This is a genomic window from Streptomyces griseus subsp. griseus, from assembly GCF_003610995.1.
Lineage (GTDB): Bacteria > Actinomycetota > Actinomycetes > Streptomycetales > Streptomycetaceae > Streptomyces.
Genome location: NZ_CP032543.1, coordinates 4,097,702 through 4,111,256, shown reverse-complemented (window position 1 = coordinate 4,111,256; position 13,555 = coordinate 4,097,702). Strand labels below are relative to the sequence as shown.

Sequence of the window (13,555 nt, the reverse complement as noted above, 5' to 3'; positions counted from 1 at the left end):
CTCCAAGGGCCGTGGGGGGCAGGCCCTAGGATTCTGACGCGCACACGTCACAGCCGGAAGAGGGCCGGGGGCCGGACTTCCTCCTGGCCCCCCTCGGCCTCACCCCACGTGCTGGTACGCCGGATACGTGACGTACCCCGCGTCACCCCCCTGGAAGTACGTCGCCGCGTCCTCCGCGGCGAGCGGCAGCCCCGCGCGCAGCCGTTCCACCAGATCGGGGTTGGCGATGAAGGCCCGCCCGAAGCTGATGAGGTCCGCGCCCAGCCCCAGCCACCGGTCCGCGTCCGGGCGCTCGGCGCGCCGGTCCCCCATCGGCAGCACCGGGTTCATGATCAGGGCGCCGGGCCACGCGCGGCGCAGGTTCACCAGGATCTCGTCCCCGACGGTCGCCTCCAGGTGCACATAGGCGGGCTCCAACCGCGCCAACTCCCCCAGGAGTACGGCGTAGAGCTCCGGTACGTCCTTCTCCTCGACGCCCCAGAACGTCCCGCCCGGCGAGAGCCGGATGCCGGTCCGCGCCGCACCCACGGCATCGATGGTCGCCTCCACCGCCTCGACCGCGAACCGTACGCGGTTGGCGAGCGAACCCCCGTAGCGGTCGGTCCGCAGGTTGGCGTTGGAGGAGAGGAACTGTGAGATCAAGTAGCCGTTGGCGCCGTGGAGTTCGACCCCGTCGAAGCCCGCGTCGACGGCCCGGCGGGCGGCCTCCGCGTACGACCGGGCGTGCTCGGGCACCTCGGCGGTGTCCAGGGCGCGGGGCATCGGCGCGGTCTGCGGACCGGTCGGCGTGAACACCTCGCCGACGGCCGGTACAGCGGACGGCCCGACCGGCACGAGACCGGTCGTGTCGGGATGCGAGACCCGCCCGCCGTGCATGATCTGCGCGAAGATCCGGCCCCCGTTCGCATGGACAGCGGCGGTGACCGGCCGCCACGAGGCGACCTGCTCCTCGGTGTACAGCCCCGGCGTGCCCGGGTTCGACTGCCCGATCAGGCTCGGCTGCACACCTTCGCTCACGATGAGCCCCGCGGTCGCCCGCTGGGCGTAGTACGTCGCCATCGAGGGGGTCGCGAGCCCGCCGGCGGCGGCCCGGACGCGGGTCATGGGGGCCATCACGACCCGGTTGGGAAGAGTGAGGCCACCGAGCCGGTAGCCGGTGAAGAGGGTGTCGGACCGGGCGTCCGACCGGGCCTCGGAGTGGGTCCCGAAAGGGCTGTCGACAAGGGTCATACCGAACGTCCTCCTCGTTCCGTGGCGCCCGCGAACCGGACACTGCGGCTACGCTAAAACCTGACATCAGTGTCAGAGGCAAGCCCGAAGAGGGCCACGGCGAGAAGGACGGACGAACGGCATGCGCATCGGGGAACTCGCGAAGGCGGCCGGCGTGAGCGTCCGGTCCCTGCGCTACTACGAGGAGCAGGGCCTGCTCACCAGTGCGCGCACCCCCAGCGGACAGCGCCACTTCCAAGAGGCCGACATCGACCGGGTCGGCTTCGTCCAGCGGCTCTACGCGGCGGGCCTGTCCAGCCGCACCATCACGGAGCTGCTGCCCTGCGTGGACGCCCCGAGCGAGGCGACGTCCGACGCCGCCATGGAGCGGATGGAGCAGGAGCGGGAACGGCTCTCCGCCCACATCGAGGAGCTGATCCGCACCCGGGACGCCTTGGACGTGCTCATGGCCACGAACCGGGCCCACCGCAAGACGCTGCGGCGGGCCACGGCGGCCTGACCGGCACCTCGCAGGAGCTGCCGCAGCGGCAGCCTCAAGCTCAGGTGTTCACCTGCTTCAGGCGCTCAGCATCGAGATGCCCGGCATCCGGGCCCCGTCTCCGTACGCGGCCGGTGCTCACTCCCGGGCGCGAACACGACGTGCGACTCCGGACCATGCCGCTCACCGCCGTCGATCACCTCACCGCTGATGACGAAGTACCGCTCTTCGGTGGGGTGTTCATCGGTCTCGGGCCACTCCGTACCGGCGGCGAAGCCGATCAGCCAGCCCCGGGCGTAGGCGGTGGCGGGCAGCTTGCGGCGCAGGGTGCCGGGGGCCACTTCGTGCGGTTCCACGTCCTCGACGTGGATGACGGTCCTGAGGGGCGGCGGTCAGCCCGCCGGGCACGTCGATGGCGCCCGGCAGTCGCAGCGCCCGGGTGCTCGCCCCGCCCACCACAGCCGTCAGCAGCAGGCCGCCGACCAGTGCCGGAATCGCAGCGCGCCGGCATTCCATGTACGTCCCCCGCCCCACCCGGACATGCTCTCGTCTGCCGGGCGCCCCCCGTCCGGATCTCTCACCGGGGGGAGTACGGGGCGCGATCAGGTACGGATCACTGCCTGTACATGGTCACGTTTTCCGTGGGTCCGCCGAAGGCCAGGAACAGGGCCCGCCTGCTGAGCAGCCACCGGCCGTCGACGTTGCGGAAGGTGTCCTCGTAGTGGCCCACCTGCGTCGGGGGCCTCGGCGGCAGCATCCCACCGGAGTGGCCGTCGACGCGGTACGTCGTGAAGTAGGTGGTCGCCGTCGCCGTCGACGCGGAGGCCAGGGTGACCAGGATGTTCGTACAGAAGCGACGCGAGAGCCGGTCGGCGGGGCGGGCCCCGAAATAGCCGCGCAGCGCGTCCCGGCCTTCGATCCTGCGGTCGCCCTCGGGCCACTCCCAGACTCCGTCGGCCGTGAACAGCTCGGCCACCCGGCCGGGTTCGCCGAGATCCAGCTCGTGGACGAACCGAACGATCAGGCGCTCGCAGGCTCGTTCGGCGGTCAGGCGGTCCAGGGAAGCGATCGATTCACCAGCCATCGCCCCTTTCTAGATGCTCAACAGCTGCCAGGGCGAGGGGTTTTTCCTCACGGGCTGCCGCTGTTGCCGCAATCCGGGATTCCGTTGAGCTGCTCGGCCGTCCTGACGCCCCCACGGGTCCCGTACGACCCCGGGGGCACGACAGCACCCCGTACCTCCGCGATGTCGAACACCTCCGACACGCCGTACGACGGGCCGTGTCCGGGGCCGACGGGATCGGAGAGGGCGTGGACGAAGAACACCCAGAACCCGAGGGCCATCAGCACGGCGACGACGGACGAGACCGCCAACGCGGTCACGACGATGGTGCGTTCACGCCGTCTCACCGCATACTGACGCAGCTCGGCGGCCCCCAGTGCAGGCATGGGTGGTACGTCCTGTCGTCGCATCCGACGCGCCGCCCTCCTGGCACAGGCCACGGAACAGGCCACGGCACGGGCATTGCACACAGTTTCACCACATCGGCGACGCGACGCATGGTGATGTGCGTCACTCCACTGCAGACCGCGCGGGCGTCGAAGGTGAAGGAGCGGACATCGTCATCCTGGTGGCAGGGCAGGACGACACGGCGCTCCCGACGACGCTCGCGCGGACCGGTCGCGGCTTCTCCTCCCGGTCGCCGGACACCTGCGGCGCGTGCGGTGCGAGGTCGCCGGAGGGCCAGGTCCGCTGGGTCTCCCGCACGTTCTGGTCCCGTACGGCGCGGGACAACGAGTGGTGGAACGCGTTCCTCCCCACCGAGCGGTCCAGGTCCACAGGCGGTGCGTCGCCCACCCCGGCACCCGCGCCTGCGGCGACCACTCCCCAGCCGCCGGGGGAGCCTGACCCGCTAACCGCCCCCGCACGAACCGGCACCGGCACTGACGCCGGCCCCGCCCCCCGGCCACGAGCCCGAGTCAGGCCCCGCACCCACCCCCGGCCACGAGCGTCGTCCACGCCCTCACCGCCGGGCTCCCCGGTATCGTCGATTCGCCCGTCGGCTCCGTCCGCCGCCTTGAGGACAAGATCCCGCCCCACCAGCCCACGGTCGGCCCCGCGCAACCCCCGCCGCCCGGCGCTCCGGCCCCGCGCGTCCTGGTCGAATGCGCCGGGTGCGGCGCCCCAGGCCGGCCCGAAGCGCTTCCCGACGGCCTCTGCCCCCCTGCCGTTCAGGCGCCGAGGCTCCCGAGGGGCGCACCCGGGACGACAGGATCCCCGTACAGCGCGATATCGGCGCCCACGTCAGCGAGATCCGCGACCGCCTCCAGGTGCCCTGAGCAGCACCTGCCCGGCCCGGCCCGGCCCGGCCACCAGGGAGTTGGCCGCAGGCCTGCTCGTAAAACTGCTCGTGGAAGACGTGAGGGGCGGCAGGCCCACCGGCCCACCGCCCCCATCCCGTAAAGGAGTTCCGCTCGAGAGTTACTGCACGACCGTGATCCGGTCCGTCGCCGGCGGGGCCAGCGGGGACGTGGCCGTGGAGTGGGCCGCCAGGTAGGCGTTGAACAGGTCCAGGTCGGAGGCGCCGACCAGCTTGTTCGTGCCCTGGCCGAGGGCCGGGAAGCCGTCGCCGCCGCCCGCGAGGAACTCGTTCATCGCGACGCGGTAGGTGCGCGCCGGGTCGATGGCGTCGCCGTTCAGCTTGATGGAGTCGGTGACCACACGGGCCGCGCCGGTCTTCGTCAGGTCCAGGGTGTAGGTGAGGCCCTTGGAGACCTGGAGGATCTTCGGGCTGGCCTCGTTGGGACCGCTGACCTGCTGCTGGAGTGCGGAGACCAGCTGGGCGCCGGTCAGGTCGACGACGTTCATCATGTTGGTGAACGGCTGGACGGTGAACGCCTCGCCGTACGTGACGACCCCGTCGCCCTCACCGCCGGACGCCTTGTAGACCAGGTCCGCGCGGATGCCGCCCGGGTTCATGAACGCGACTTCCGCGCCGCCCTTGTCGGCCGGGGCGAGGCCTTCGAGCTGGGCGTCGGCGATGACGTTGCCGAGCGGCTTCTCGGGGGCCGTGGAGCCGCGGCCGTTGATGTCTGCGCTGATCCAGCCCTGCGGCCGGTTGGCGATCGGTGCGGCCAGCTTGTTCCAGCGGTCGATCAGGCTCGTCATGTCGGCGGCCTTGGGCTGGTCCCGGGTCACGACGTGGTTCGCGGACTTCACCGACGTACGGACGATGTCCTTGGTCCGCAGGTCGTAGGTGAGCGTGGTGTCCGTGTACAGCTTGCCGAACGAGGAGGCCGAGGTGACCATGCGCGGCTTGCCCGCCGGGTCCGGGACGGTGCAGACGTACGCCTGGTGGGTGTGGCCCGTGACCAGGGCGTCCACCTTCGGCGTGATCCCCTTGGCGATGTCCAGGATCGGGCCGGAGATGCCGGCGCCCGGGCCGGGGCTGTCGCAGTCGTAGTTGTACGAGGTGGAGGCCGGGGCCCCGCCCTCGTGGATCAGGGCCACGATGGACTTGACGCCCTTGCGGTCCAGCTCCTTGGCGTACTTGTTGATCGTCTCGACCTCGTCGTGGAACTTGAGGCCCTTGACCCCGTTCGCGGTGACGATGTCCGGCGTGCCCTCCAGGGTCACCCCGATGAAGCCGATCTTGACGCCGTTCTTTTTCCAGATCGTGTACGGCTTCAGCAGCGGCTTGCCGGTCTTCTCCTTGGTGACGTTGGCCGCCAGGTAGGGGAAGTCCGCGCCCTTGAACTTCTTGCCCTTCTCGTAACAGCCCTCGACCGGGTGGCAGCCGCCGTTCTGGAGGCGGGCCAGCTCGGTCGCGCCCTCGTCGAACTCGTGGTTGCCGACGGACGTGACGTCCAGCTTGAGCTTGTTGAGCGCCTCGATCGTCGGCTCGTCGTGGAAGAGGCCCGACAGCAGCGGGCTCGCGCCGACCATGTCGCCGCCGGCCGCCGTGACGGAGTACGGGTTGCCCTTGCGCGCGGTGCGCAGGGAGGTCGCCAGGTACTCGACGCCACCGGCCGGGATCGCCTTCACCGTGCCGTCGGGCTGGGTCTCGGAGACGTTGCCCGCCGAGCCGGCCGGGGGCTCCAGGTTGCCGTGCAGGTCGTTGAAGGACAGCAACTGGACGTCGACGGTACGGGGCTTGTGGCCGTGCCCATGGCCGTGGCCGTGCCCGTGGCCCCGGTCCTGGGCCCCGGCCGGCATCGCGGCGACGAGCGCGCCCACGGTGGCCAGACCGGCCGCGGCGGCGAGCACCCGCCGGGAGGCACGTTTCTTCTGCGGAGTCGCTGACATCGGTCCCCTTGTGCGTCGGTTACGTCAGTGGTGTCACTTCTGGGATCCTGCGTGCCGCAGCCTAGAGTCAACGCGCGTAGCGCAACAGGTGTCCGGGGTTACGACCTGGTTGCCATCCGGCCAAATGGACCCGCCGGGACCGATCGGGTCCTCTTCTCGGACGTACCCCGCGGCCCCTGCCGTCGGCCCGGACGACAAGGAGGCGGACCTCGCGCTCGTCCGCCCGCTCCACCTGCGCGTTCTCCGAGGGGAGCGCCCTTTGCGGGACCAGGCCGCCATAGGCCTCAGACCCACAGCCCGTCCACCATTCCGCCGAGGACGATGAGAAGGAACAGGACCGCGTAAGCCTGCCGACGGGGCGCCGTGACCGCGAGGCCAACGGCGACGACTCCCACCAGGCCGACAGGCAGGGCGAGTTCGTGGCCCTACGGCCGGCTCGTACGGGAGCAGGCGGATACGAGGGCGACAACAGCGAGCAGCGCCAATCCCCCTCTTCGATGCTCATACGCCCTTCCCGGATCTCTGGGGTCCGTGGTGGCGGCGAGCTGCCGGCTGTGACGCGTGGCCGCTGTCAGACATACCCCGCCGCCCACAGCGCGGGCCGGACCGAGGCCGCCGCCGCGAGCCGGAAGTCGTACGCGCGGGGGCGGGAGAGGCGGACGGCGAAGCGGCCCCACCGGCTGTCCGGAGCGGCCTCGTCGGCCCGCGCCCGGCCTGTCGCCACGCGGCCGGCCGCGTGGCCCCGCCCTACGCCTGGCGGAGACCGCCCCGCACCCCCTCCGCGTACCCCCGCCCGCACCCCGGCCCCCCGTACGCTCGTCCCATGACGACTGACGCACCCCTCCCCTCCCCCGGACGCGAGATTCAGGCCCTCGACGCACTCGATGCCGCCCAGGCCGACGCCGTACTCGAACTTCTCGGCGAAGCGGCCCGGTTCGACGGCAGGCAGGCGGTCTCCGAGCAGGGGAGGCTCCGGATCCGGGGCGGACACCGCGTCGGTGTACGCCACTTCCTGCTCACCAGTGAGGGGAGCCTCGCCGGTTACGCGCAGTTGGAGGACACCGACCCGGTCGAGGCCCCGGCGGCCGAGCTCGTCGTCCACCCCGAGCGGCGCGGCACCGGCCACGGGCGGGCCCTGGGCGCCGCCCTCCTCGCCGCGACCGGCAAGCGGCTGCGGGTCTGGGCGCACGGCGGCAGCTCGGCCGCCCGGCACCTGGCCCAGGTTCTCGGCCTCTCCCTCTTCCGCGAGCTGCGCCAGCTCCGCCGGAGCCTGATCCCCCTCGACCTGGCCGAGCCCGTGCTGCCCGAAGGGGTCACCGTACGGACCTTCGAGCCCGGCCGGGACGACGCCGCCTGGCTCGCCGTGAACCGGGCCGCCTTCGCTCACCACCCCGAGCAGGGCTCCCTCACCCAGCAGGACCTGGACGACCGGAAGGCGGAGCCCTGGTTCGACCCGAAGGGGTTCTTCCTGGCCGAGCGGGACGGGGAGATCGTCGGCTTCCACTGGACGAAGGTGCACGCCGAGGAGCAGCTGGGCGAGGTGTATGTCGTCGGCGTGCTGCCCGACGCCCAGGGCGGCGGCCTCGGCAAGGCGCTGACCTCGATCGGCCTGCACCACCTGGCCGCTCAGGCGCTGCCCACCGCGATGCTCTACGTCGACGCGGACAACACGGCGGCCGTGACGGTGTACGAGCGGATCGGCTTCACCACCCACGAGGTGGACCTGATGTACCGCACCGAGTCCTGAACCTCGCACCTCCGCCCTGAAGAAAATCTGTCGTGGCGGCAGTAGACATCTCGTATTCGGTGGGTCTAGTGTTTTTCTCGTAGCCGGACAGCGAGGACGGCACGGCAGTGGAGTGGTGGAGCCGGAAACGGTGGGTTCCTCCGCTGGTTGCCGGGCCGGGCGGCCCCCAGGGACCGCGCAGCGGTACTCCCACCTGTCCGTCCTATGAACCGAACCGAACCGACGAGGTAAGGAGCACACGCCATCAGGATCGCCCGGGCGAGGCACACACCGCTCGGGTACCGCAGGCCCCAGATCGGAAGGTGGTCCCCGGTCACGCATCCGCGATCCCCGCTCTCCCGCCCTCACCGGCGGACCGGCGGAAAAAGAAGGCCGACGTAAGCCACGTCGGCAGATGGTGTTGAAGCTCGGGGCCCGAGTGCCGGATGGCACTCGGGCCCCCCGACGTGTTCCCACGCCGAAGACGACGTGTCCCGAAAGAAGAGGTGCTATGCCCCCTAGCAGTACCCGCCCCACCGACAACCTGGACGACGACGACTACCCCGCCTTCACCATGGGCCGGGCCGCCGAGATGCTCTCCACCACCCCCGCCTTCCTCCGCGCACTCGGCGAGAACCGCCTGATCACCCCCCTGCGCTCGGAAGGCGGCCACCGCCGCTACTCCCGCTACCAGCTGCGCATCGCCGCCCGCGCCCGTGAGCTGGTGGACCAGGGCACCAAGATCGAGGACGCCTGCCGCATCGTCATCCTTGAGGACCAGCTCGAAGAGGCTCAGCGCATCAACGAGGAACTGCGCTCCGTACGGTCGCGGTAACCCTCTCCCGTACGCACAGGGGCGGCGTCGTTCGACGCCGCCCCTTCCTTCGGCCGCGAGGTCGTCGAGGCCACGGCCATCAACCCGAACACCGTCCTCAAGGCGTACCGGGAGCCGGAACGTGAGGGCCTCGTCGAGGCGCGGCGCGGCCTCGGCACCCTCGTACGCCGGACGCTCGGCAGCGCGGGGGAGGCCGTGGCCGCCGACTCGCTGAGGGGCCGGCGGCGAGCCCAACCCCGGAGCCGGGACCGTGCCACCGCCGACCGGGTCGCCGGGAAGCTGCCGCTGGGCGCCCGCGTCCGTACGCTCTCCGGCGGGCATCGGCCCCGCCGCCGTCGGCTACGCGCTGTTCGGCGTGGCCGTCGGGCCCTGTGCGCGCTGCTGATCCGCCGCATGCTCCTGTCCCTGGCCGTCACCACGGTCGTACTCGGCGTCGTCCTGACCGGTTTCGCCCAGCGCCGCCGGATGCTGGGGCCGGTCGACCGCATCCTCGGCAACGGCTTCCCCGGTGCCCACACCTGGACCACCGAGACGGCCGTGTTCGCCGCCTTCCGGTTCCTGCGCCGCCCGCACGGCTGGCCCCGGACCGGTACCGGCCGCACCGACCTCGCCGGCCGGGCCCTACGGGGGGGTGGGCCCGGGCGGCGAACACCTGCCGGGGCCGGTCACGTACAGTCACCGAGCGACCGATCCGCAGGCACACCGCTTCCTGTACGTCATGTCGCCGTTACCGGCCATTCAGACGCCCTTGCGACCCTCACGGGATGCAGCCAGCTCTGCCAGCCCCCCGCCGCAACGGGAGGGCCGGGGGAAACGCCTCGTCGGCCTCCCCCGGCCGTGACCCCGGGTTTCCCGGGCCTTCCGCGATCTTTCCCGGCTCCGACGCGCCTGCTTCGCCCTCCACGCGGAACAATAGGTCCATGAGCCAGCAGCCCAGCTCCGAGGTCCCGGTCCAGCCCGCCCAGCCGTCCGTCGGCTCCCTCGCCGCGCACCGGCCGCACGCCGTCGCGCACGCCTCCTCCGGCAACGCCGGTTTCTCCACCGCCGCCGATCTGGACCCCGATCTCGACGCCGACGCCGACGCGTACGAGCCTGGCCGGGACGGCGACGAGCTGCCCCAGGGCCGCTTCCTGGACCGCGAGCGCTCCTGGCTCGCCTTCAACGAACGCGTGCTGGAGCTGGCCGAGGACCCGGCGACGCCGATCCTGGAGCGGGCCAACTTCCTCGCGATCTTCGCCTCGAACCTGGACGAGTTCTTCATGGTCCGGGTGGCCGGCCTCAAGCGCCGCATCGCCACCGGCGTCGCCACCCGTTCCGCCTCCGGCCTCCAGCCCCGCGAGGTCCTCGACCTCATCTGGACCCGCTCGCGCGAACTCATGGCCCGGCACGCCGCCTGCTTCCAGCAGGACATCGCGCCGGCCCTCTCCGACGAGTCGATCCAGCTCATCCGGTGGCCGGATCTCACCGAGAAGGAGCAGGCCCGCCTCTTCACCTTCTTCCGGCAGCGCGTCTTCCCCGTGCTGACCCCGCTGGCCGTCGACCCCGCGCACCCCTTCCCGTACATCTCCGGGCTCTCGCTCAACCTCGCCGTCGTCGTCCGCAACCCGGTCAGCGGCCACCGCCACTTCGCCCGGGTCAAGGTGCCGCCGCTGCTGACCCGCTTCCTGGAGGCGTCGCCGCAGCGGTACGTCCCCATCGAGGACGTCATCGCGGCCCACCTGGAGGAGCTGTTCCCGGGGATGGAGGTGCTGGCGCACCACATGTTCCGGGTCACCAGGAACGAGGACCTGGAGGTCGAGGAGGACGACGCGGAGAACCTGCTCCAAGCGCTGGAGAAGGAGCTCATGCGGCGCCGCTTCGGTCCGCCGGTGCGGCTGGAGGTCGAGGAGTCCATCGACCCGTACGTCCTGGATCTGCTGGTCCGCGAGCTGAAGGTGTCCGACGCGGAGGTCTACCCGCTGCCCGGCCCCCTGGACCTGACCGGCCTCTTCGCGATCGCCTCGCTGGACCGGCCGGAGCTGAAGTTCCCGAAGTTCATCGCGGGCACCCACCGGGACCTGGCCGAGGTGGAGTCCGCCTCGGCGCCCGACATCTTCGCCGCCCTGCGCGAGCGGGACGTGCTGCTCCACCACCCGTACGACTCGTTCTCCACCTCCGTCCAGGCGTTTCTGGAGCAGGCGGCGGGCGACCCGGACGTGCTGGCGATCAAGCAGACGCTGTACCGCACCTCCGGTGACTCCCCGATAGTGGACGCCCTCATCGACGCGGCCGAGTCCGGCAAGCAGGTCCTCGTCCTCGTCGAGATCAAGGCCCGCTTCGACGAGCAGGCCAACATCAAGTGGGCCCGCAAGCTGGAGGAGGCGGGCTGCCATGTGGTGTACGGGCTCGTCGGGCTGAAGACCCACTGCAAGCTCTCGCTCGTCGTCCGCCAGGAGGGCGACACGCTGCGCCGCTACTCCCACGTCGGCACCGGCAACTACCACCCCAAGACCGCCCGGCTGTACGAGGACCTCGGCCTGCTCACGGCGGACCCGCAGGTCGGGGCCGACCTCTCCGACCTGTTCAACCGGCTCTCCGGCTACTCCCGCCGCGAGACCTACCGCCGCCTCCTGGTCGCGCCGAAGTCCCTGCGGGACGGGCTGATCGCCCGGATCAACAAAGAGGTCGCCCACCACCGCGCCGGGCGCCCCGCCTACGTACGGATCAAGGTCAACTCGATGGTCGACGAAGCGATCATCGACGCCTGCTACCGGGCGGCCCAGGCGGGCGTGCCCGTCGACATCTGGGTGCGCGGGATCTGCGCGATCCGCCCCGGGGTCGCCGGGCTCTCGGAGAACATCCGGGTCCGCTCCATACTCGGGCGCTTCCTCGAACACTCCCGGGTCTTCTCGTTCGGCAACGGCGGCGAGCCCGAGGTGTGGTTCGGCAGCGCCGACATGATGCACCGCAACCTCGACCGCCGGATCGAAGCCCTCGTCCGGGTCACCGACCCCGCCCACCGCGCCGCACTCAGCCGACTCCTGGAGACCGGTATGGCCGACACCACCTCTTCCTGGCACCTGGGGCCCGACGGCAACTGGACCCGGCACGCCACGGACGCGGAGGGGCTGCCGCTGCGGCACGTCCAGGAGATGCTCATCGATGCCCGGAGGCGCAGGCGTGCGACGCCCTGACCACCAGACGACGACCCGCCCCACCGCGGAACCCTCCGCGGCCGGGGCCCGGAGGACGGCGCCCCCGAGGAGGGACCCTCGGGGCCCCTGAGCCGGGGGCCCTGCGGTCCTTGGGCCTCTCGGGGATGGGCCTCCCGCGGAGGGGGCCTTCCGGAGGGAGCCCCCCAAGAGCCGCTCCTGCCGGAAGGAGTCCTTCCGGAGCGGGTCCTCGCGGAGGAGCCCGCTCCCCGCGAGGCCGCCCCACAGCGGCCGGCCTCGCCGCAACCCGCCCCCCGCAGGGCCGCCACGCCCCGCCCCGCCGACGACGTGAGCGCCGAGGCCGTGCTCGCGCCCTACCTCCGGGGGCAGGCCGCGGACTTCCTGCGCAGCCTGCGCCTGCACCGCGAGCACAGCGCCCCCTCCGACGCCAACGGCCAGGGCGCCGAGGCCGCGGCACGCGCCCTGCGCCGCTCGGCCCGGCGGATCAGCGGCTCGCTGCACACCTTCCGCTCCGTCCTGGACCCGGCCTGGGCCGACCACCTCCGTACGGAACTGGCCTGGCTCTCCGGCACCCTCGCCCGGGAACACGCGTACGCCGGCCGGCTGACCCGCCTGCTCGAAGCCCTGCACCAGCTCTCCGGGGCTCCCCTTCCGGCGGCCCGCGGCACCAAGCCCGCCGCCAAAGCACCCGCCGCCCCGGACGCCCAGAGCCGGGCCGTGCTCGGTGTCGGAGCGGCGCGGGCCGGGGCGCTGCTGGAGCGCCAGCTCACCCTCGTCCGGACCCGGGCCCACTCCGCCGCGCTCCAGGCCCTCGGCTCCTCCCGCTTCCACGCGGTCGCCGACGCCGTGGCGCTGCTCGCCTCCGAGGTCCCGCTGGCCCCGGGCACCGCGAGCCGGGGCGCCGAGGCGGTCCTGGAGCCCGCCGAACGTGCCGAGCAACGGCTGATCGGCGCGGTGGCGGCCCTCCCGCCCGACGCGTCGGCGGAGCCGTACAACGAGGCGCAGGACGCGGCCTGGCACCAGGCCCGGCTGCTGCTGCGGCTGCACCGGTACGCCCACGAGGTCGTCCTGGGCGCCGCCGACCCGGTCCTCACCGGTGCCGGACACGCCCTGGACCTGCACCGGGACGCGGCGGAGGCGGCCTCGGCAGCGGCGTCGGCGGCCCGCACCCCGCGGATCGCCCCGGCCACCGCGTACGCCCTGGGCGTGCTCCACGCGGACCAGCGCCACGAGGTGGAGGCCGCGCGGGCGGTGTTCCGGGAGACCTGGCCGTACGCGGCGGCCATGACGGCCCCATGAGCGGCGGCCGGGAACACCACGTACGGGACGGCGCGCACCGCTCCCCCGGCGCCCGCACGGTCCTGGCGGCGGGGTGCGTCCTGTGGCGCCGCGCCCCGGAAGGCGGTGGGGTGGAGGTGTGCCTGGTCCACCGGCCCCGCTACGACGACTGGTCCTTCCCCAAGGGCAAGCTGAAGCGCGACGAGGAGCCGCTGGCCGCCGCCGTACGGGAGGTCCTGGAGGAGACCGGCCACCACTGCGCCCCGGGTGCGCCGCTCCCCACCGCCCGGTATCTCGTCGACGGCCGCCCCAAGGAGGTCGCCTACTGGGCCGCCGAGGCGACGGGAGGCGCGTTCGAGGCCAACGACGAGGTCGACCGGCTGCTGTGGCTGGCGCCCGAGGCCGCCCGCGTACGCCTCACCCAGCCGCGCGACCGCGAACAGCTCGCCGCGCTCCTCTCCGCGCTCCCCCGCAGCTGAGGCGTAGGTCACCGGCAGGACACGGCCCGCACCCGCCTGCCCGACACGGTTCACCTCCCGTTCACTCTCCC

At 72.4% G+C, this 13,555-nt stretch carries 12 protein-coding genes and 2 pseudogenes; 7 read left to right on the top strand and 7 right to left on the bottom strand.

Annotated elements, in window-relative coordinates; all coding sequences use genetic code 11:
* Positions 1 to 99: 99 nt before the first annotated feature.
* Positions 100 to 1,230, bottom strand: coding sequence for an alkene reductase (locus tag D6270_RS18390; RefSeq protein ID WP_109164444.1), 1,131 nt, complete (start codon positions 1,228 to 1,230; stop codon positions 100 to 102).
* A 121-nt stretch (positions 1,231 to 1,351) separates the two neighbouring features.
* Here D6270_RS18390 and D6270_RS18385 point away from each other — a divergent pair, with 121 nt between their 5' ends.
* Positions 1,352 to 1,729: a MerR family transcriptional regulator gene (locus tag D6270_RS18385; RefSeq protein ID WP_109164445.1), complete on the top strand. Its 378-nt coding sequence runs from the start codon at positions 1,352 to 1,354 to the stop codon at positions 1,727 to 1,729.
* 57 nt (positions 1,730 to 1,786) lie between these two features.
* Here D6270_RS18385 and D6270_RS18380 read toward each other — a convergent pair.
* The 5 genes and pseudogenes from D6270_RS18380 to D6270_RS32575 form a co-directional block, all read right to left on the bottom strand.
* Positions 1,787 to 2,079: pseudogene (locus tag D6270_RS18380) on the bottom strand (anti-sigma factor).
* Positions 2,080 to 2,321: 242 nt separating this feature from the next.
* Entirely contained in the window at positions 2,322 to 2,792 is a 471-nt protein-coding gene (locus tag D6270_RS18375) for a nuclear transport factor 2 family protein (protein ID WP_109164446.1), read from the bottom strand.
* 47 nt (positions 2,793 to 2,839) lie between these two features.
* Positions 2,840 to 3,157 carry a hypothetical protein gene (locus D6270_RS18370; RefSeq protein ID WP_109164447.1) on the bottom strand — a complete coding sequence of 106 codons (318 nt, stop codon included), beginning with the start codon at positions 3,155 to 3,157 and terminating at the stop codon, positions 2,840 to 2,842.
* Between the two features lie 1,033 nt (positions 3,158 to 4,190).
* A complete protein-coding gene (locus tag D6270_RS18360) occupies positions 4,191 to 6,014 on the bottom strand; it encodes a bifunctional metallophosphatase/5'-nucleotidase (RefSeq protein ID WP_109164448.1) in 1,824 nt (607 codons plus the stop codon).
* A 571-nt stretch (positions 6,015 to 6,585) separates the two neighbouring features.
* Positions 6,586 to 6,738 (bottom strand): hypothetical protein, encoded by a 153-nt coding sequence (locus tag D6270_RS32575; protein ID WP_158650538.1) that lies wholly within the window; start codon positions 6,736 to 6,738, stop codon positions 6,586 to 6,588.
* A 99-nt stretch (positions 6,739 to 6,837) separates the two neighbouring features.
* Between D6270_RS32575 and mshD the strand changes: the two genes are divergently transcribed.
* The 3 genes and pseudogenes from mshD to D6270_RS33205 form a co-directional block, all read left to right on the top strand.
* Positions 6,838 to 7,761: a mycothiol synthase gene (gene mshD, locus D6270_RS18355; RefSeq protein WP_109164449.1), complete on the top strand. Its 924-nt coding sequence runs from the start codon at positions 6,838 to 6,840 to the stop codon at positions 7,759 to 7,761.
* Positions 7,762 to 8,251: 490 nt separating this feature from the next.
* Positions 8,252 to 8,575 carry a MerR family transcriptional regulator gene (locus tag D6270_RS18350; protein ID WP_109164450.1) on the top strand — a complete coding sequence of 108 codons (324 nt, stop codon included), beginning with the start codon at positions 8,252 to 8,254 and terminating at the stop codon, positions 8,573 to 8,575.
* Between the two features lie 54 nt (positions 8,576 to 8,629).
* Positions 8,630 to 8,785: pseudogene (locus tag D6270_RS33205) on the top strand (GntR family transcriptional regulator); the annotation flags it as partial.
* 129 nt (positions 8,786 to 8,914) lie between these two features.
* Here D6270_RS33205 and D6270_RS32570 read toward each other — a convergent pair.
* On the bottom strand, positions 8,915 to 9,091 hold the full coding sequence (locus D6270_RS32570) for a hypothetical protein (RefSeq protein ID WP_158650537.1): 177 nt from the start codon (positions 9,089 to 9,091) through the stop codon (positions 8,915 to 8,917).
* Between the two features lie 404 nt (positions 9,092 to 9,495).
* On the opposite strand from D6270_RS32570, the gene D6270_RS18340 reads away from it, so the two are divergent.
* From D6270_RS18340 to D6270_RS18330, 3 genes are all read left to right on the top strand, one after another.
* Positions 9,496 to 11,748, top strand: a complete 2,253-nt coding sequence (locus tag D6270_RS18340; protein ID WP_109164451.1) for an RNA degradosome polyphosphate kinase — start codon at positions 9,496 to 9,498, stop codon at positions 11,746 to 11,748.
* Positions 11,749 to 12,054: 306 nt separating this feature from the next.
* On the top strand, positions 12,055 to 13,026 hold the full coding sequence (locus tag D6270_RS33675; RefSeq protein ID WP_109164453.1) for a CHAD domain-containing protein: 972 nt from the start codon (positions 12,055 to 12,057) through the stop codon (positions 13,024 to 13,026).
* Positions 13,023 to 13,484 (top strand): NUDIX hydrolase, encoded by a 462-nt coding sequence (locus D6270_RS18330; protein ID WP_109164454.1) that lies wholly within the window; start codon positions 13,023 to 13,025, stop codon positions 13,482 to 13,484. Before D6270_RS33675 ends, D6270_RS18330 begins: the two co-directional genes overlap by 4 nt.
* Positions 13,485 to 13,555 lie beyond the last annotated feature (71 nt).